The organism is Enterococcus sp. DIV1937, from assembly GCF_050535975.1.
Taxonomy (GTDB): domain Bacteria; phylum Bacillota; class Bacilli; order Lactobacillales; family Enterococcaceae; genus Enterococcus; species Enterococcus faecalis.
In genome coordinates, this window is sequence record NZ_CP172909.1 from 902078 (window position 1) to 920813 (window position 18736).

Genomic DNA, 18736 nt, shown 5'->3' on the forward strand with positions numbered 1-18736 from the left:
AACACATGTTTCCGTCCTTCTTTTGTGGTAAAATAAAGGCAGTGCAAAGGAAAAGGATGTGAAACCATGAGTGTGCAGTTTATTAGAGGAACCGCCGTGGCAGACTTAGAAGCGCCACTTATACAGGCGACAAAACAATGGCTAGAGGAAGACGCACAGCATGAAGTATTCTATTTAGTCCCGAACCATATTAAGTTTGAGCAAGAAATTCAAGTCTTGCAAAAGTTACGTCAATTACAGACAACTACGTCTGATTCAATAACCAGTACCCGTCTGCAGGTTTTTAGTTTTTATCGTTTGGCTTGGTACTATTTACAACATACACCTTTTTACTCGGCAGATGTTTTATCTGATGCAGGTGCTGCGATGATTTTTCGCAAAATTTTAGTAGAAGCAGAAGAAGAGTTACAAATTTTTAGAGGTGAAATTAACAAGCCTGGCTTTATTCAGCAACTATTTCAGCTTTATCAAGAAATGCGCGAAGGCAATATTGAGATTGCGGAGCTTTATCCATTTTTAGAAAAACAAATGGAGAACCCTAAAGGACAAGATTTACAACTTAAGTTTCAAGATTTAACGTTAATTTTTACGCGATTCCAATTGCAAATGAGTCAGTATGGCTATGAATCAGCGGAGATTATTCAACATTTAAGCGAGTATTTACAAACGGTTGATTTGTCGAATGTCCAATTCGTTATTTCAGGCTATCAGCAGTTTACTGCCAGAGAATTAAAGTTGATTGAAGTACTAATGGCGCAAGCAGGTTCTGTGAAAGTAGCCCTTTTATTGGACAAACAATATCCGCATGACTTACCTGATCCGCGGTCGTTATTTTATGAAGCGGGACAAACCTATCATCAGCTTTATCAACTAGCAAGACAGAAGCAAATCCCGATTCTTTCAGATTATGTGGAAAAGAAAGAGGTATTAATTACAAACCCAGACTTGCAAGGATTAAATGATTATTGGATTCAATCGCAAGAACACCTGCCTCCATTAAGCACAACTGACTGGAGTGGCGATGGCTTATTTCTGTGGCGTGCTGAAAACGTTAAAGAAGAATTAACACATGTTGCAACCGAAATTCGCCGTTTAGTGGTGGAAGAAGGGTATCGGTACAAAGAAATTCAGGTGTTGACTCGTGATTTAGATTGTTATGAAAATTTATTAGAACCGATTTTTGCGGAACACGAGATTCCTGTTTATGTCGACCGAGATATGGCTATGGATCGGCATCCTTTAGTCGAATGGATTGAATCTTTATTTGCTATTCATTCGTACAATTATCGTTATCGCGATGTGCTCCGTTTTTTGAGAACGGAATTATTTATGCCAATGAATCAACTCGCTACTTCTGAAGAAAGCTTGACTGATTGGTTAAACCAACGGAACGCTTGGCGCAGAAAAGTTGATATTACCGAAAATGTAGTCCTGGCATACGGCTATGAAGGTTATTATTGGTCACAAGAAAAAGATTGGGAATTTATTCGGTATGATTTTGAAGCGGAAGAGCAAGAAGATGTCGCTACGATGGAAGAAGAGTCAAATGCGATTCGTCAATCGCTTCAACGGCTGTTACCTAGTTACTTTCAAGCAATGATAAGTGCCAAAACTGGTTTGGAAGCAGCGACCGTCTTCTATCACTTTTTACTGCAAAGTGGTGTGGCAACACAATTAAAAATGTGGCGCTTACAAGCTATCGAAGCAGGTCAACTAGAAACAGCTCGTAACCATGAACAGACTTGGGATGCATTGATGTCATTACTAGATGAATACGTCACTGTTTACGGAGAAAGTTCGTTTGATTTTACAACGTTTCAAGAAATATTTGTTAGTGGCTTGGAAGGTTTGCACTATAGTAAAGTGCCGACAGCGATTGACCAAGTACAAGTTCGCGCAATGGATTTAACTCGACCTGGCGCTGCCAAGGTTACTTTTGCTATTGGGATGACGGAAGAAATTTTTCCACAAAAGATTGAAAATAAAACACTATTGTCTGATGAAGAACGTCAGACAATCAATGATACTTTAACGGAAAACCAATATTTACGTGGGACAACTGGGCGCAAAATTGCGCAAGAACCGTTTGTTGCGTATCTCGTCTTTTCTTCAGCGCGAGAACGGTTATATTTAACCTATCCAAGTGTTAAAGACACCGCTCAAGAAGTCAAACCGTCTCCTTATTTTAAAAATATCCAAAAAGATTTAAATTTGCCCGTTTTTGAAAAAAATGAAACAACCATTTTCGATGATGAAACGACCAGTTTAGCCCATATTAGTACGTATCGGACGTTAATCGGTGAATTAACGCGTTTGAAAAGACAACGGAAAGAAACACAAGAAGCATTGTTGCCTTTCTGGTTAAATATGGAAAAAGCGCTAATGAACCAATCAATTGCGCCGCTAGCCAAGCAAGTTTTCGAAAGTTTAACGCATCAAAATATTCCTGAAAAGATTGATGAGGTCTTAGCAGAACCTTTATATGGTAAAGATATTTATACGTCCGTTTCTCGGATGGAGAGTTTTTATCGGTGTCAATATCAATACTTTTCTCGCTATGGCTTACGTTTGAAAGAAAGAGATGTCTTTGGGCTTTCGCCAGCAGCTACAGGGGAATTTTTCCATGAAGCATTGGATCAGTTCTTTAAATTATTGATTATGAATCAACGGAACTTATCTGAATTAACCGATCAGGAAGTCAATTTATTGGCGGAGGAAGTACTAAATAGTATTTTAGGGGATGCACGTTTTTCTGTATTAACGACCTCTAGTCGCATGAACTATATTCGCTATCAATTGAGTCAAACAATTAAAAAAGTCAGTTGGGCGCTGAAACGTCAAAGCCAACGAAGTGGCATGACGACTGTTCAAACAGAAGTGTTATTTGGCCAAATTGCCGCTAAAAAAGGAATTTCTGGTTTGGAATTACCATTAAAAAATCAAGGGAAAATTCATGTTCGGGGGAAAATCGACCGGATTGATCAATTGGTTACACCCGAATCAACCTATTTAGGTGTGATTGATTATAAATCGAGTCACCGTAAATTTAATATGACAGAAGCGTATTACGGCTTAGCCATGCAAATGCTGACGTACTTGGATGTGGCTTTAATGGATGCTGTGCAATTAGTTGGTCAAGAAGCTAAACCTGCTGGCTCACTTTATCTGCATGTACACAATCCTACGTTATCTTATGAAGGCAAAGACGACATTGAACAACAAATGCTTAAAAAATATCAGTTTGATGGTCTTTTGATGAAAGACCCAGATTTATTGGATCATTTAGATACGAGTCTGCAAGCTAAACAAAGTTCGTTGCTGTTTCCGATTGAAGAATCCGCCAAAGAACAAATTAAACCTGGTCGTCGCCAAGAAGATAAATTTGTGACAGAACCAGAATTAGGCGCGTTGCTTTCCCATAACCGAAATAAATTTATTGAAGCGGGGAATCAAATTATTGGCGGCGAAGTTCAACTTAATCCCGCTTATCAAGGCAAGGAACGGATTGCTTGTCGCTATTGTCCGTTTCGAAGTGTCTGTGATTTTGATGTGATGCTAAAAGAAAATAATTATCATCGTATTGAGAATTTATCCAAAGAGGAAATTATGGCGCGCTTGTTAAACAAAGATGAGGAAGGAGCAACCGAAGATGAGTAAAACAATTCCACTACGTCCAGCCAATGAGCAATTCACCGACAGTCAATGGCAAGCGGTGTTTGATGGCGATGAAAATATCTTAGTTTCTGCTTCGGCTGGCTCAGGAAAAACCACTGTTTTAGTCCGCCGTGTCATTGAAAAAGTCAAAAGCGGCGTCGATATCGATCGTCTCTTGATTGTGACGTACACTGAAGCCGCCGCCCGTGAGATGAAAGAACGTATCCAAGTGGCTTTACAAAAGGCAATGAATGAAGAACAAGATCCAGAAAGAAGACGGCATTTTTCTCGTCAAATTGCTCTTTTGCCAACAGCCAATATCAGCACGTTACATGCCTTTTGTTTAACTGTTATTCGTCGTTTTTATTATTTAATTGACATAGATCCAGTTTTTCGGATGTTAACAGATGAAACAGAAACATTGTTATTAAAAGAAGATGTTTGGGATGCATTACGTGAACAATTTTATGCGGAAAATCAAGAAGAATTTTACCAATTAACAGCGAATTTTTCCAATGATCGTAGTGATGACGGACTCACTAACTTAATTTTTTCTTTTTATGAATTTGCCAAAGCCAATCCTGATCCAGAGGCGTGGATTAATGGCTTAACACAAGCCTACGAAGTAGGGGATCAGCTAGGCGAATCAACGTTATTTCAGACGTATTTAAAACCGCTAGCTGTTGAGACGTTACAACGAACTCTTCAGCGTTACGAAGAAATGGTGACCTTAACAGAGGGCGAAGAGAAACTTCAAAAGATTTGGTATTTAGCTCAAAATGAAAAGGAACAAACAAAACAATTTTTACAATTTTTAGAGAGAAATGATTTAGAAAGCGCCTATAATTTGACTGAATTGTTGAGCTTTGACCGCTACCCAACGGTTCGTGCCGAAGAGTTGAAACCAACCGCGGAACAAGCCAAACAGTTACGAGAACAAAATAAAAAAGCGTTAAATGATTTGAAAAAGCAACTGTTTACACTTTCCCCAGATGCCATGAAACAAGTCTTGAAAGAGGCCACGCCCATTGTTCAAGAAATGGCTCACGTGGGGAAACAATTTATGGAGGCCTATGGCGCAGAAAAACGGCTTAAAAATTTAGTGGATTTTAACGATTTAGAACATTATACGTTAGCTATTTTAGCGAAAAATCAGGCAGATGGCTGGCAAGCATCAGAAGCCTCGGTTTACTATCGCGAAAAATTTGATGAAGTGTTAGTCGATGAATACCAAGATATCAATCAATTACAAGAATCTATTTTGTATTGGTTGCGCCGCCCGCTTAGCGCAGAAGGAAACCTTTTTATGGTAGGAGATGTGAAACAGTCTATTTATTCTTTCCGCTTGGCAGATCCTACATTGTTTATTGAAAAATACAATCAGTATGGGCAAGGCAAAGAGGGTAAACGAATCATTCTAGCTGAAAATTTTCGTTCCCGCAAAGACGTTTTAGACTTTACGAATTTAGTATTTAGTCAATTAATGGATGAGCGAGTGGGTCAAATTGCTTACGATGAGTCAGCCGCTTTGGTTCATGGTTTTGATCAATTTTCGGAGGCGGCTGATTATTCAACTGAATTGCTAATTTATGAAAAAAAAGCAACAGAATCAGTTGAATTTCCAGAATTACAATCTCCTGAGTTGTTGATTGAAGATAAGACAGAAGGGGAACTTTACGTTACTGCTTTGAAAATTCGTGAATTAATTGACCAAAATTTCTTAATTTATGATAAAAAGCTGAAAACGGATCGACCGATTACTTATCAAGATATTGTCTTATTAACGCCTACGAAGAAAAATAATTTAACTATTTTAGATGTTTTTAAATCATTAGAAATTCCAGTTCAAGTCAATGATGCTCAAAATTATTTCCAAGCAACGGAAATTCGTACAATGATTGCCTTGCTTCAATTGATTGATAATCCCTATCAAGACATTCCTTTGGCAGCTGTGTTACGTTCACCAATTGTTGGATTAAAAGAAAACGAATTAGTGCTTATTCGTTTGGCTAATAAGGAAACCAGTTACTACGAAGCATTTTTAACGTTTAATCAAAAGATGGAACCAACCATGGAGGAAGCAGTTGTTCAGGAAAAAACTATACGTTTTGCTGAATCATTAGAAAAATGGCGGGAACAGGCTCGACGCAACCAGATTAGTACCTTGCTGTGGACGATTTATCGGGAAACGGCCTACCTTGATTATGTTGGTGGGTTGCCTGTTGGCAAACAACGCCAAGCCAATTTATATGCGTTGGTCGATCGGGCCGCGGCGTATGAAAAAACAACCTTCCGCGGATTATTTCAATTTGTTCGCTTCATCGAAAAAATGCAAGAAAAAGACAAAGATTTAGCGGAACCAGTCGTTTTAAGTGAAGAGAATGCCGTACGCGTCATGACGATTCACGCTAGTAAAGGGTTAGAATTTCCGGTGGTATTCGTTTTAGATATGACCAAAGAATTTAATGTCAGTGATTTGAATGAACGCTATATCTTTGAAGAAAATTTAGGGGTAGGCATTCGTTATTTACAACCTGAAGAACGAGTTATGTACGATACTTTACCATTTTTGGCGATTAAACAAGTACGATTGAGAAAATTACTATCTGAAGAAATGCGGAAGTTATATGTGGCGTTGACACGTGCAGAACAGAAACTTTTTCTGGTGGGCTCCTATAAAGACCAAGCGGCGATGTGGAAAGAGTGGCTGAAAGTTGGCGATGTAGAAACACTGGTGCTACCAGCTGAAAATCGCTTGCAAAGTAAAAGTAGTTTAATGAATTGGGTTGGGATGACATTGGTACGCCATCAAAAAGCCGATGAATATCAGCAAGAAGTAGTAGTAAGTAACGTTTCGCAAGTCAAAAAGCACCCAGCTAACTTTCATATTCAGTGGTTCAACGAAGAACAACTACGAGCAGCCATTCAGCAATTACAATTGCCAGAAAGACAAGCAGAGGATTTAGCCGAAAAAGCGCAATTATCTGCTGACAAAATCAATCGTGGCCTTGCACGGTTAAGTTTCAATTATCCGTTTGAAGTGGCTACTCGGACCACCAGTTATCAGTCTGTTTCTGAAATCAAGCGAGTATTTGATGACCCCGATAACAAAGAAATTGGTAAAATTGAGGTTCGGGAAGACAATACTATTCAAGCGCAACCGTTGATTGTCAATCGAATGATTGAAGGAGATTTAAGTAAGCCTAAATTTTTAGATACGGTTCAAGCGCCCTCAGCAGCTGAAATTGGGACAGCAACCCATTATTTATTACAACTAATTGATTTAAGTACGCAACCTTCTTACGAGGAAGTGCGAGCTGTTCAAGAACGCTTAGTGGAAAATAAATTGATTTTACCAGCAATTGCTGAAAAAATGAATCTGGAACAAATCGTGGCCTTCTTTGACACCGCTTTAGGAAAACAATTGATTCAACACCATCAAACCGTTAGAAGGGAACAACCTTTTTCTATGCTGATTGAAGCAGAAGAGCTCATTCAAAATTATCCAGAAACGACACAAGATGATTTATTAATTCATGGGATTATTGATGGCTATATCGAATTAGACAATCAATGCATTTTGTATGACTATAAAACCGATCATGTAAAAGGCACCTCTCCCCAAGCGATTTCTGAAATTGTCGAACGGTATCGCGGACAGATGAATCTTTATCGTAGAGCACTACAAGAGGCAACGCATAAAGAGGTGTCGCACGTCTATTTAATTTTATTAAATGGAGGAGTAATTATTGACATGCAGACAGGAAATGTTGTAGATTTTATAAAGTAGAAAAAATTAGAAGCAGAAACACTTACATTTTGTAAGGGATGTGCTATACTCATTGAAGAGGTGAGGAAGATGGAAAAAGTAAAAACAGAATCGTTTGTACTTTGTCCCAAATTTGAAAAATCATTTTCAATACTTGGTAAAAAATGGAATGGTTTAATTATTGATGTTTTATTAGAACGAGGTCCTCAACGTTTTGGCGAATTAAAAGAAAAAATTCCAATGTTAAGTGATCGTGTCTTAGTAGAGCGATTGAAGGAACTAGAAGCTGAAGGAATTATCACCAAAGCTGTTCGTTGCGGTGAAGGAAATCGCTTAGAATATTTCCTAACCGAAAAAGGCGAAGACTTGCAATTAGCAATGGAACAAATTCAACATTGGGCAGAAAAATGGGTAAAAGACGAAGAATGCAGTTGACCGCAAGCAAAACTTCTTGTAAACTAAACGTAATTAAATAACTAAAAAAACAGTGATGGAAACAAGTAGTTTGAATTGACGTGTTTTAGGGAGAGTCAGCCAGAGACTGGAAGCTGATTTACACAGTCACCAAGCGAAATTCACTTCCTGAGTTTGTTTGTTTTCAAGAAGAAAGCAAACCGGTAATTGCCGTTAAATGAAATGAGTGCATGACAACAATTTGTTATGAATTAGGATGGTAACACGATAGCTCGTTCCTTTGAAAGGAATGGGTTATCGTTTTTTTTAGTTTAAATAAAAGATAGAGGGGAACGCATAATGACATTACAAGCGCAATTAGAAGCTCTTAGAGACAATACGCTCAAAGAAATCGCACAAGTTGCTACTTTAAAAGAATTAAACCAAATTCGCGTAGAAACATTAGGGAAAAAAGGGCCAATCACCGAAGTATTAAGAGGCATGAAAAACCTTTCACCAGAAGAACGACCAGTGGTGGGGGGCTTTGCAAATGAAATTCGTGATTTATTAACTGAAGCAATTGAAGCGCGCAAAGTTGTTTTAGAAAACGAAGCGTTAAATGCGGCACTAAAAGAAGAAAGTTTAGATGTAACTTTACCTGGAAAACAAATGCCTCAAGGTACACGTCATATTTTGACACAAGTTATGGAAGAGATTGAAGATATTTTCTTAGGCATGGGTTATCAAGTAGTGGAAGGATACGAAGTAGAATCCGATCATTATAATTTCGAACGCATGAATCTACCAAAAGATCATCCGGCACGCGACATGCAAGATACGTTTTATATTTCAGATGAGATGTTAATTCGTACGCATACTTCACCAGTTCAAGCTCGAACAATGGAAAAACACGATTTTTCAAAAGGTGCATTACGAATGATTTCTCCTGGGAAAGTATTCCGTCGTGATACAGATGATGCGACACATAGTCACCAATTCCATCAGATTGAAGGCCTTGTTGTCGATAAAAATGTCACAATGGGTGATTTAAAAGGGACGTTAGAAGTCATGATGAAAAAAATGTTTGGTGAAGATCGTAAAATTCGTTTACGTCCTAGCTATTTCCCTTTTACAGAACCTTCAGTCGAAGTAGATGTTAGCTGTTTTAAATGTGGCGGCGCAGGTTGTAACGTCTGCAAACATACAGGTTGGATTGAAATTTTAGGTGCGGGGATGGTTCATCCAGATGTATTACAAATGTCAGGGATTGATCCAACAGAGTACTCAGGATTTGCCTTTGGCTTAGGACCAGATCGCGTTGCTATGTTACGTTACGGTGTAAATGATATCCGTAATTTTTATCAAAATGATTTACGTTTCTTAAATCAATTCAAGGTAAAGGAGTAGTTGAAAAATGTTAGTTTCTTATAAATGGTTAAATGAATATGTTAATCTTTCAAACGTTACTCCGCAAGAATTAGCGGACAAAATGTCTGTGACAGGTATCGAAGTTGAGGGAGTTGCTGTACCTGAAGAAGGATTAAAGAAAATTGTTGTCGGTGAAGTAAAAGAATGTGTTCCTCATCCAAACTCTGACCACTTATCAATTTGCCAAGTAGACATCGGTGAAGAAGAATTGTCACAAATTGTTTGTGGAGCACCAAATGTAAAAGCCGGAATTAAAGTCATCGTAGCGTTACCTGGTTCAAGAATTGCAGGAAATCAAAAAATTAAAAAAGGTAAAATGCGTGGCGAAGTCTCTAACGGAATGATTTGTTCGTTAGAAGAGCTAGGGTATTCAGATAATGTCGTACCAAAAGCCTACGCTGAAGGGATTTATTATTTACCTCAAGAAGCAGTGAATGGGACACCTGTTTTCCCTTATTTAGACATGGATGATGCGATTATTGAATTATCAATTACACCAAACCGTGCAGATGCACTAAGTATGAGAGGGGTAGCCTATGAAGTTGGCGCAATTTATCGTCAAACGCCTCAGTTTAATGATCCCGAACTCAAAGAAGATGCTTCAGATAACGTGGGAAATTACGCAACAGTGACTGTTGAAGATTCACAAGATGCACCAGCGTATCAAATTCGTGTCATTAAAGATGTGACGATTGCAGAAAGTCCTCAGTGGTTGCAAAATCGATTGATGAATGAAGGAATCCGTCCGATTAACAATGTGGTGGACGTGACAAATTATATTTTATTATTATTTGGTCAACCATTGCATGCATTTGATTATCAAAAATTAGATAGCAAAGAAATCTTGGTTCGTCGAGCAACAGCAGCAGAAGAACTAATTACATTAGATGGTGAAACACGTCAATTAACAGAAGAAAATATCGTCATTACGAATGGAAAAACGCCTGTCGGCTTAGCCGGAGTAATGGGTGGGGCTAATTCTGAAATCAGTCAAGAAACAACAACTGTGGCTTTAGAAGCGGCATTGTTCAATCCATTGTCTATTCGCAAAACGTCTAAACAATTCAATTTACGGAGTGAATCTTCAAGTAGATTTGAAAAAGGCATCAACCAAGCGACAGTTGGGCTAGCTTGTGATGTGGCAGCCGCGATGATTGCAGAGTTAGCCAACGGAACAGTGGTCTCAGGCACTGCAGTTGGTTCTGAAGTGGCCGTTAAAGAAGCGCAGGTAGCTGTGACTTTAGAGCGAATCAACCAATATTTAGGCACTGCATTAGATGAAGCAACGGTGAATGAAATTTTTGAAGCACTCGGTTTTGCTTATGAAGTAAATCAAGGCGCATATGAAATTACGATTCCACCAAGACGTTGGGATATTGCAATTGAAGCAGATATTATTGAAGAAGTGGCGCGCATTTATGGATATGATCATTTACCTTCAACATTGCCAAGTGGAGAAACAGTTGCTGGAAGTCTAACCAAAGCACAACATGTTACGCGCCAATTAAAGAGCTTACTGGAAGGTCATGGTACGAGTGAAGCCATCAGCTATGCATTGACAACAGAAGAAAAATCCCGTCAATTTATGATGAAAGAAAGTCAAACAACACGTTTGCAATGGCCAATGAGTGAAGAGCGTTCTGTGTTACGTATGAACTTAATTTCTGGTTTATTAGATGATGTCGCATACAATGTGGCACGTAAAAATAATAATATCGCCTTCTACGAAGTAGGACGCGTTTTCTACCAAACAGAAGATCCAACAAAAAATTTACCTACAGAAGAAAATCACTTAGCACTTGCTTTAACTGGTAATACAATGGTTAAAGATTGGCAAACAAAAGCAACAGCCGTTGATTTTTATACAGTAAAAGGCTTAGTGGAAAGTATTGTAGCTGTTTTAGGATTAACAGAAAAAATCAGTTATCAAGCGACAACGGCGATTCCAGAAATGCATCCAGGCCGGACAGCATGGATTTATTTAGAAGATGAAGTGGTTGGTTTTGTCGGACAAGTTCACCCAACGACAGCAAAAGCGTACGATATTCCTGAAACATATGTAGCTGAATTAAACTTGCAACAATTAGTAGCCACAGAAGCAGGCGGGGTTACTTATGAAGCAGTTTCTAAATTCCCAGCAGTTTCTCGAGATATTGCTTTATTAGTCGATGAAACAGTTACCAATCAAGAACTAGTTAAAACTATTTCAGATAACGCAGGTAAATATTTGAAAGAGATTCATTTATTTGATGTATATCAAGGTGAAAAACTAGGTGCTGGCAAAAAATCAATGGCGTATAGTTTAACTTTCGTTAATGCAGAAGCGACATTAGTGGATGAAGAAATTAACCGTTCAATGGAAAAGGTTGAAAAAGCGCTAATTGAAAAACATCAAGTAGAAGTAAGATAAAATAAAAACAGGAAAGTGGGGCATAAGTCGAAATGACTTATGCCCCACTTTCTAAATCTTAAGATAATCAGCTGAACAAAAGCAGCTCCTTCGGAAATAAGCCGAAATTCTCCAAAAATTAAAGAACAATTTTCGGAAATTCCTTCTTATTTCTTGGAGCTAAACACTTTTGTCTCAGCCTCCTGTTTTTAACTACATTAATAACTTTTCGCCCAATTTCGTGAAAGCCAACGTGAAAATTGTGAGATACTAAAGTTAATAATGAAATAAATTAGGGCGACGATTCCGTAAATAGTGAATACTTGTCCTGTTTGTGCGTAGCGCCCCATTAAGATATAAGATTTGCCAAAGAGTTCTTGTAAAGCAATTACGGAATACAAGAAACTTGTATCCTTGATGACAGTAACAAACTGAGAAACGATCGCTGGTAAAACATTGCGAATGGCTTGAGGCAAAACAATATGATAAAGAATTTGCCAATTTGAAAAACCTTGAGAACGTGCCGCTTCAATTTGGCCTTTATCGACCCCATTTAAACCACCACGAATAATTTCCGCTAAAGCAGCGGTGGTAAACACAGTAAAACTCACAATTCCAGCAGGTGTGGATTTAATTTTGAAAATCAAAAAAATAACATAAATCCACAATAAGTTTGGAATATTACGCACCACTTCTACATAAATACTGGCAAGTAACTTCAGTGGTCCATGGGTTTGATTTCGCAAAACGGCTAGAATGGTGCCAAAAATCGTACTCAAAATAATTGAGACGAAGGAAATATAGAGAGTCAATTTTAAGCCGTTAAATAGAAATTGAAAATTATTTGCTGTCAGTAATTGACGCATTTCTTCTGAAAAAGGCATCTGTTTTCCTCCTATCTGCTATATGCTTTCTTATTTTTTTCTTCCATTTTTCTAGCCAAATTCGCTAATGGGAAGCAAAGAATGAAATATAAGAAACCAGCAAGCGCAAAGGCGGGAATATAGTTCAAGTTGACAGACGACCAACTATTGGCAGCAAACATTACGTCAGCGCCAGAAATAATGGCAACTGTTGACGTATTTTTAATTAGGTTCACTACTTGATTGGTTAAAGGCGGTAACATAATCCGCCATGCTTGTGGTAAAATCACATACCGCATCGTTTGACCATACGTTAATCCTTGGGAGTAAGCCGCTTCAAATTGCCCTCTTGGGACAGCTCCGATTCCTGAGCGAACCACTTCAGAAATGTAGGCGCCATGATAGAGGCCTACACACAGAATGGCAATCGTAGTAATAGAAAATGAAAGCAGCGGGCTTAGCAGAGGAAAGCCATAATAGACTACGATAAATTGAATCAACAAAGGTGTGTTTTGAAAAAATTCTACATAGACACGACTAATTGCGTGTAAAAGTTTACTTTTGGTCGCTGATAAACTGCCAAAGAAAATGCCTAAAGCAAAGGCAACTAAGATCGCTCCTAAAGAAAGCAGAATAGTATAGAGAAATGCCTGACCAAAAATTCGCCAATCTTGAAATAAAGCCTCCCAACGATATAAGGCAAATGGCCCTTCTTCAAGCCAGGAAATATTGGCTAACAAAAACATAAAAATCCCTCCTAAAATTTTTGATTCTTCAAGTCTTAGGAATGATTAATTTTTTAAGCCCCAGTCTTGATAAATTTTTTCTAGTGTGCCGTCTTTTTCCCATTTTTCAATTAAACCATTTAGATAATCATTTAATTCAGTATTTGCTTTCTTTGTGGTAATTCCATATTCTTGTGGCGAAAAACCATCTTTTAAAATTTCTGTCTTGCCATCCACATAGCCAGATAGGATTGATTTATCCACTGAAAATGCATCAATTCGTTTAGAAGTTAACGCTGTTTTTAATTCTGGATAGGAACCTAATTCTTGATAAGTAAATTTGATTCCTTCCTCTTGCGCTTTTTTCTCTAAGTTTTCTTTTGTCGTAGCAGATTGTGCAACGCCGATTGTTTTTCCGTCTAAATCTTTCATACTGGAGAAGTTATCCTCTTTGCGCACAAGGAAACCAATCTCATCTGTATAATAGGGAGTTGTAAAATTATAAGTCTTTTTACGTTCATCAGTAATTGTAAATGTAGCAATTACCATATCTAGTTCACCATTGTCTAAAAGGGGACCGCGCGTTTTCGCTGTCACGCCCACAAATTCCACATTCTCTTCGCTGCCGGTAATTTCTTTCGCAATCAAGCGTGCAATATCTGGTTCCATTCCTTCATTTTTGTTTGTATCAGGATTCATATAGCCAAAATTAGGAATGTCTTCTTTGACACCTACTTTAATTTTCCCTGCTTTTTTTAATTGTTCTACTGTGACCGTTTTGTTTGATGAAGCACTTTTGGAAGTTGAGTCATTGTTGCCGCTACCACAGCCCACAATGATGCCTGCTAATACAAGTAAGGAGAGTCCAGCCAGCCATTTATTTTGTTTTTTCATTCCTTCATTCCTCCAATTTTTTGTTTTTTATTCATTACCCGTTATGAATAATTTTACTTAGAAATTCTTTTGCACGAGGGTTTTCAGTGCTTGTAAAGAAATGTTCAGGCGTTCCTTGTTCAATAATCTGTCCTTGGTCCATGAAGATTACACGGTCAGCCACTTGACGAGCAAAGCCCATCTCATGTGTGACACAAACCATGGTAATATTTTGTTTGGAAAGATCGACCATTACATCTAAAACTTCTTGAATCATTTCTGGATCAAGTGCCGAAGTCGGTTCATCAAAAAGGATAATCTCAGGATGCATATTTAAGGCACGAGCAATAGCGACCCGTTGTTGCTGCCCGCCAGAAAGCTGCGAAGGATAAGCAGAAGCTTTATCAGCCAAACCGACTCGTTCTAAATACTCCATGCCAGTACGAACCGCTTCTTCTTTGGAAACGCCCATCACTTTAATCGGTGCTAACGTTAAATTATCAATAATCGTTTTGTGAGCATATAAGTTAAAATTTTGAAAGACCATGGCAACTTTCTGGCGAACCTTTTGAATCGGTGCCTTCGGTTTGGTGATGTCAATGTTATCAATTACGACGGAACCATCATTGACTTTTTCCAATTGGTTCATACACCGAATTAATGTACTTTTGCCAGAGCCGGAGGGTCCGATAATGACAATTTTTTCTCCTTGCTCTACATTCAAAGTAATATCTTTTAAAACGTGATGCTCCCCAAAATACTTATTTACATGTTCTAAAGAAATCATAGGCAGTCTCCTTTGCAATCATTTGGCAGAAAAGATAACAGAGGATTCGGTGAGAAACGTGTTATTTAAATTAAATTAACCAAATGTATTTCTAATTGTATTCTCAATGTTAGGAATTATAACATACAAAAAAATGAATTACTAGTTTTTTAATCGAAAAAGATTTCCTTCAAAAAAAGAAATAAATGAGAGCAAAACAGGAAAAATTGACAATAGTCCTTAAAAAGTAGAAAATAAAGGCAGTGAATAAAAGGCAAAGGTAGGATGAGAATGAGCAATCAAGAAGCCATTGGATTAATTGATTCTGGCGTTGGTGGATTAACTGTTTTAAAGGAAGCGCTAAAACAATTACCAAATGAACGATTAATTTATTTAGGAGATACAGCCCGTTGCCCATATGGTCCACGACCAGCCGAACAAGTCGTTCAGTTTACTTGGGAAATGGCCGATTTTTTATTGAAAAAACGAATAAAAATGCTAGTAATCGCATGTAATACCGCGACGGCTGTCGCATTAGAAGAAATTAAAGCTGCCTTGCCAATTCCAGTTGTCGGTGTTATTTTACCTGGCGCACGAGCAGCCGTTAAAGTCACAAAAAATAACAAAATTGGTGTCATAGGTACGTTAGGGACAATCAAAAGTGCTTCCTATGAAATCGCCATTAAAAGTAAGGCACCAACAATTGAGGTGACTAGTTTAGCTTGCCCTAAATTTGTCCCCATTGTTGAAAGTAATCAATATCGTTCTTCCGTAGCAAAAAAAATTGTGGCAGAAACACTTCAAGCACTACAATTAAAAGGACTTGATACGTTGATTTTAGGTTGTACCCATTACCCGTTGTTACGTCCGGTGATTCAAAATGTGATGGGGAGTCATGTGACATTAATTGACTCAGGAGCCGAAACAGTTGGCGAAGTCAGCATGCTTCTCGATTATTTTGACATTGCCCACACGCCTGAAGCGCCTACACAGCCCCATGAATTTTATACAACTGGTTCTGCAAAAATGTTTGAAGAGATTGCAAGCAGTTGGCTTGGTATAGAGAACTTAAAAGCACAACAGATTCACTTAGGAGGAAACGAAAATGATTAGACATGATAGTCGTGCACCAAAAGAATTGCGAAAGATCACTATTGAAACCAATGTTTTTAAACATCCAGAAGGTTCGGTGGTTATTTCGTTTGGCGATACAAAAGTAATTTGCTCAGCCACTGTCGAAGAAAAGGTCCCCCCATTTTTAAGAGGCGCGGGAACAGGTTGGGTAGCAGCTGAATATAGCATGCTCCCTCGCGCGACGAACACAAGAAATATTCGGGAAAGTGCGAAAGGAAAATTAACAGGGCGAACAATGGAGATTCAACGCTTGATTGGGCGGTCATTGCGAGCTGTTGTTGACTTAGAAAAGTTAGGGGAACGGAGCATTGTTGTCGATTGTGATGTGATTCAAGCAGATGGGGGAACCCGTACAGCTAGTATTACAGGCGCTTTTGTTGCTCTACGCTTAGCAGTCAATCATTTATTGATGACTGGTGCGCTAGCGGAAGACCCAATTAAAGAGCATTTAGCTGCTGTCAGCGTGGGTATTTTACCCGATGGTTATTGTGTGCTGGACTTAGATTACGCAGAGGACTCGAATGCTGCAGTGGATATGAACATCGTGATGACCGAGTCTGGTGAATTTGTGGAAATTCAAGGAACGGGTGAAGAAGCTACCTTCTCAGGAGATGAGTTAAATGCCATGCTCTTTTATGGAAAAACAGGGATTGAGGAATTAATTGCGTATCAGAAAGAAGCGCTTTATGCTTTAGCCTCTGAAGAAGTCCCTTCGCAAGATTCAGAGGAGAAAGTGATTGTCATTGCAACTAGAAATCCTGGTAAAGCGAAAGAGTTTAGTTCAATTTTTGGTGAAAAAGGATATACAGTTAAGACGTTATTAGATTATCCGAATTTGCCAGATGTAGAAGAAACTGGTCGAACATTTGAAGAAAATGCTCGTCTAAAAGCTGAAACAATTGCAGAAATTTTACAGAAACCAGTATTAGCAGATGATTCGGGATTAATTGTTGATGCGTTAGGGGGAATGCCAGGAATCTATTCTGCTCGTTTTGCTGGTGAACCAACTAATGATGCTTCAAATAATGCGAAACTATTGCACGAGTTAACGGGCGTGCCAAAAGAAAAAAGACAAGCGCGTTTCCATTGTACATTGGTTTTTGCTGAACCAAAGAAAGAAAGTCTGGTGGTCGAAGCTGAATGGCCAGGAGAAGTCGGCACGATTCCTCGTGGTGAAGGAGGCTTTGGGTACGATTCACTTTTCTATGTCCCAGAGCTTGGTAAGACGGCAGCTGAATTGTCTGGAGAAGAGAAAAATAAAGTTAGTCATCGTGGACAAGCAGTGGCAAAATTAAAAGAACAATGGGAAGAATGGCTAAAAAAATAGGAGTTGAAACGTATGAAAATCTTGGTAGTAAGCGATAATCATGGCGACCGTGACTGTTTAGTTGACTTAGTGAATCATTATGAAGGACAAGTCGATGCACTCTTTCACTGTGGTGATTCTGAATTAGAACCGACAGATGAACTTTGGCAGAAATTAATTGTAGTCCAAGGAAATTGTGATTTTTATGATGAATTTCCCAAAACTGTGACTAAAAAAGTGGGGGATCAAGTTATTTATATGACACATGGTCATTTGGCCAATGTTAGAATGGGGCTCACGACACTTGCTTTACAAGCGGAAGAAGCAGGAGCGACAATTGCCTTATTTGGTCACACTCATGTACTGGGCGCAGAGCGACACAATAACATTCTCTTTGTTAATCCGGGAAGTATTCGTTTACCTCGTGGACCAGTTCAAGAGAAAACATATGCCATAATTGAAAGTACACCTGAACAATATCTCGTTCAGTACTATAACAAAGAGCACCAACCATTGGAACGATTAAAGGCAACGTTTACGAAGTAAGTGAATGTTAAGAAATAAGTGCTACTTTTTTATTTATCAGATTTTGAGTGTAGGACAAAAATCTCTTTTTGATTTTTGTCCTACGCTCTTTTTTTAGTCGACTTGGATAACCTTTAAGCCGGTCTTACGAAGTTCTGTAATTAAAGTTGATGAGCAATGTTTGTCTGTAATCAAACAATCAAAAGCGGTAATATCAGCAATTTTAAATTTAGATGTCAAGCCGATTTTTCGATGGTCCGCGACCAGAATTTTTACTTTTGTTGTTTGTTTTATCATAAGCTCATTAATTTTTGCTTCATTGAAAATTTTTGTAGTGACGCCATGTTCTAAACTGACCCCGCTACAGCCAATTACGCAAACATCGGCATGCGTTGCGGTGATTGTGTTAATGGCAATATCTCCTACCAGAACTTCTTTGGGAAAACGTAATTCGCCTCCGGTCAAAATATAATTGTATTGAGAAACATGAGGCTTGGTGGCAATTTTTAAATTATTCGTTACGATGGTCAGATGGTCGGCCTTTAAATAATGGAGAATATTCAAAGCAGTGGAACTTGAATTGATGAAAACGGTATCATAATCACTTAGATAGCTACAAGCAACACGAGCAATGGCTTGTTTTAATAACTCCGGTCCTGATTGATCAAAGTCTTTCTGATTTTGGTCGTTGTAAATACAATACCCATATTTTCGAATGATGTCATTCTTAGTTTCTAAGACATTTAAATCACGACGAATTGTGCTTAAGGAAACATTTAAAACATCTGCTAATTTATAGGTAGTCATTTGTTTGTTTTTTTGCAGCAGCGCGAGAATGTTTTGTTGCCTTTTTTCAATGGTTTCTAATGAACTTTTCAAGTAATACAACCTCCTTTAGTTATTTTTTTGGA

At 38.3% G+C, this 18736-nt stretch carries 13 protein-coding genes and 1 other annotated feature; of the genes, 8 read left to right on the top strand and 5 right to left on the bottom strand.

Annotation, left to right across the window (positions count from 1 at the left end; translation table 11 throughout):
* The first annotated feature begins 66 nt into the window (after nucleotides 1-66).
* The 5 genes from IGL13_RS04440 (at nucleotide 67) to pheT (ending at nucleotide 11654) form a co-directional block, all read left to right on the top strand.
* Entirely contained in the window at nucleotides 67-3657 is a 3591-nt protein-coding gene (locus IGL13_RS04440) for a PD-(D/E)XK nuclease family protein (protein WP_002415187.1), read from the top strand.
* Nucleotides 3650-7444, top strand: coding sequence for a helicase-exonuclease AddAB subunit AddA (addA, locus tag IGL13_RS04445; protein ID WP_002361599.1), 3795 nt, complete (start codon nucleotides 3650-3652; stop codon nucleotides 7442-7444). Before IGL13_RS04440 ends, addA begins: the two co-directional genes overlap by 8 nt.
* Before the next feature lie 69 nt (nucleotides 7445-7513).
* Nucleotides 7514-7858 (top strand): winged helix-turn-helix transcriptional regulator, encoded by a 345-nt coding sequence (locus IGL13_RS04450; protein ID WP_002358035.1) that lies wholly within the window; start codon nucleotides 7514-7516, stop codon nucleotides 7856-7858.
* A gap of 43 nt (nucleotides 7859-7901) precedes the next feature.
* Nucleotides 7902-8120 (top strand) — a binding site (T-box leader).
* A gap of 56 nt (nucleotides 8121-8176) precedes the next feature.
* A complete protein-coding gene (pheS, locus tag IGL13_RS04455) occupies nucleotides 8177-9223 on the top strand; it encodes a phenylalanine--tRNA ligase subunit alpha (RefSeq protein ID WP_002358034.1) in 1047 nt (348 codons plus the stop codon).
* A 7-nt stretch (nucleotides 9224-9230) separates the two neighbouring features.
* Nucleotides 9231-11654: a phenylalanine--tRNA ligase subunit beta gene (pheT, locus tag IGL13_RS04460; protein ID WP_430604625.1), complete on the top strand. Its 2424-nt coding sequence runs from the start codon at nucleotides 9231-9233 to the stop codon at nucleotides 11652-11654.
* Between the two features lie 197 nt (nucleotides 11655-11851).
* On the opposite strand, the gene IGL13_RS04465 is transcribed toward pheT, so the two are convergent.
* Genes IGL13_RS04465 through IGL13_RS04480 form a run of 4 tightly spaced genes read right to left on the bottom strand, consistent with a single transcriptional unit; the run spans nucleotide 11852 to nucleotide 14881 of the window.
* Nucleotides 11852-12517, bottom strand: a complete 666-nt coding sequence (locus IGL13_RS04465; RefSeq protein ID WP_002382114.1) for an amino acid ABC transporter permease — start codon at nucleotides 12515-12517, stop codon at nucleotides 11852-11854.
* Between the two features lie 11 nt (nucleotides 12518-12528).
* Nucleotides 12529-13242 (bottom strand): amino acid ABC transporter permease, encoded by a 714-nt coding sequence (locus IGL13_RS04470; RefSeq protein ID WP_002363695.1) that lies wholly within the window; start codon nucleotides 13240-13242, stop codon nucleotides 12529-12531.
* A 45-nt stretch (nucleotides 13243-13287) separates the two neighbouring features.
* A complete protein-coding gene (locus IGL13_RS04475) occupies nucleotides 13288-14115 on the bottom strand; it encodes a transporter substrate-binding domain-containing protein (RefSeq protein ID WP_002360586.1) in 828 nt (275 codons plus the stop codon).
* Between the two features lie 34 nt (nucleotides 14116-14149).
* On the bottom strand, nucleotides 14150-14881 hold the full coding sequence (locus IGL13_RS04480; RefSeq protein WP_002361604.1) for an amino acid ABC transporter ATP-binding protein: 732 nt from the start codon (nucleotides 14879-14881) through the stop codon (nucleotides 14150-14152).
* Between the two features lie 264 nt (nucleotides 14882-15145).
* Here IGL13_RS04480 and racE point away from each other — a divergent pair, with 264 nt between their 5' ends.
* From racE to IGL13_RS04495, 3 genes are read left to right on the top strand one after another with little or no spacing between them, the layout of a single operon-like run.
* On the top strand, nucleotides 15146-15973 hold the full coding sequence (gene racE, locus IGL13_RS04485) for a glutamate racemase (RefSeq protein ID WP_002369623.1): 828 nt from the start codon (nucleotides 15146-15148) through the stop codon (nucleotides 15971-15973).
* Complete coding sequence (rph, locus tag IGL13_RS04490) at nucleotides 15966-17321, top strand: ribonuclease PH (protein WP_002358026.1); 1356 nt, start codon at nucleotides 15966-15968, stop codon at nucleotides 17319-17321. The genes racE and rph overlap by 8 nt, the downstream gene beginning before the upstream one ends.
* A gap of 12 nt (nucleotides 17322-17333) precedes the next feature.
* A complete protein-coding gene (locus tag IGL13_RS04495; protein ID WP_002381991.1) occupies nucleotides 17334-17846 on the top strand; it encodes a metallophosphoesterase in 513 nt (170 codons plus the stop codon).
* Between the two features lie 93 nt (nucleotides 17847-17939).
* Here the strand turns inward: IGL13_RS04495 and IGL13_RS04500 are convergent, their stop codons facing one another.
* Complete coding sequence (locus IGL13_RS04500) at nucleotides 17940-18704, bottom strand: DeoR/GlpR family DNA-binding transcription regulator (RefSeq protein WP_002381990.1); 765 nt, start codon at nucleotides 18702-18704, stop codon at nucleotides 17940-17942.
* Between the last annotated feature and the right edge of the window lie 32 nt (nucleotides 18705-18736).

Excerpts from the sequence above, each read along its gene's own strand:
- pheT (WP_430604625.1), top strand. The coding sequence starts at position 9,231 with ATGTTAGTTTCTTATAAATGGTTAAATGAATATGTTAATCTTTCAAAC.
- IGL13_RS04440 (WP_002415187.1), top strand. The coding sequence starts at position 67 with ATGAGTGTGCAGTTTATTAGAGGAACCGCCGTGGCAGACTTAGAAGCG.
- IGL13_RS04470 (WP_002363695.1), bottom strand. The coding sequence starts at position 13,242 with ATGTTTTTGTTAGCCAATATTTCCTGGCTTGAAGAAGGGCCATTTGCC.
- addA (WP_002361599.1), top strand. The coding sequence starts at position 3,650 with ATGAGTAAAACAATTCCACTACGTCCAGCCAATGAGCAATTCACCGAC.
- IGL13_RS04450 (WP_002358035.1), top strand. The coding sequence starts at position 7,514 with ATGGAAAAAGTAAAAACAGAATCGTTTGTACTTTGTCCCAAATTTGAA.
- IGL13_RS04475 (WP_002360586.1), bottom strand. The coding sequence starts at position 14,115 with ATGAAAAAACAAAATAAATGGCTGGCTGGACTCTCCTTACTTGTATTA.
- IGL13_RS04465 (WP_002382114.1), bottom strand. The coding sequence starts at position 12,517 with ATGCCTTTTTCAGAAGAAATGCGTCAATTACTGACAGCAAATAATTTT.
- pheS (WP_002358034.1), top strand. The coding sequence starts at position 8,177 with ATGACATTACAAGCGCAATTAGAAGCTCTTAGAGACAATACGCTCAAA.
- rph (WP_002358026.1), top strand. The coding sequence starts at position 15,966 with ATGATTAGACATGATAGTCGTGCACCAAAAGAATTGCGAAAGATCACT.
- IGL13_RS04495 (WP_002381991.1), top strand. The coding sequence starts at position 17,334 with ATGAAAATCTTGGTAGTAAGCGATAATCATGGCGACCGTGACTGTTTA.
- racE (WP_002369623.1), top strand. The coding sequence starts at position 15,146 with ATGAGAATGAGCAATCAAGAAGCCATTGGATTAATTGATTCTGGCGTT.
- IGL13_RS04480 (WP_002361604.1), bottom strand. The coding sequence starts at position 14,881 with ATGATTTCTTTAGAACATGTAAATAAGTATTTTGGGGAGCATCACGTT.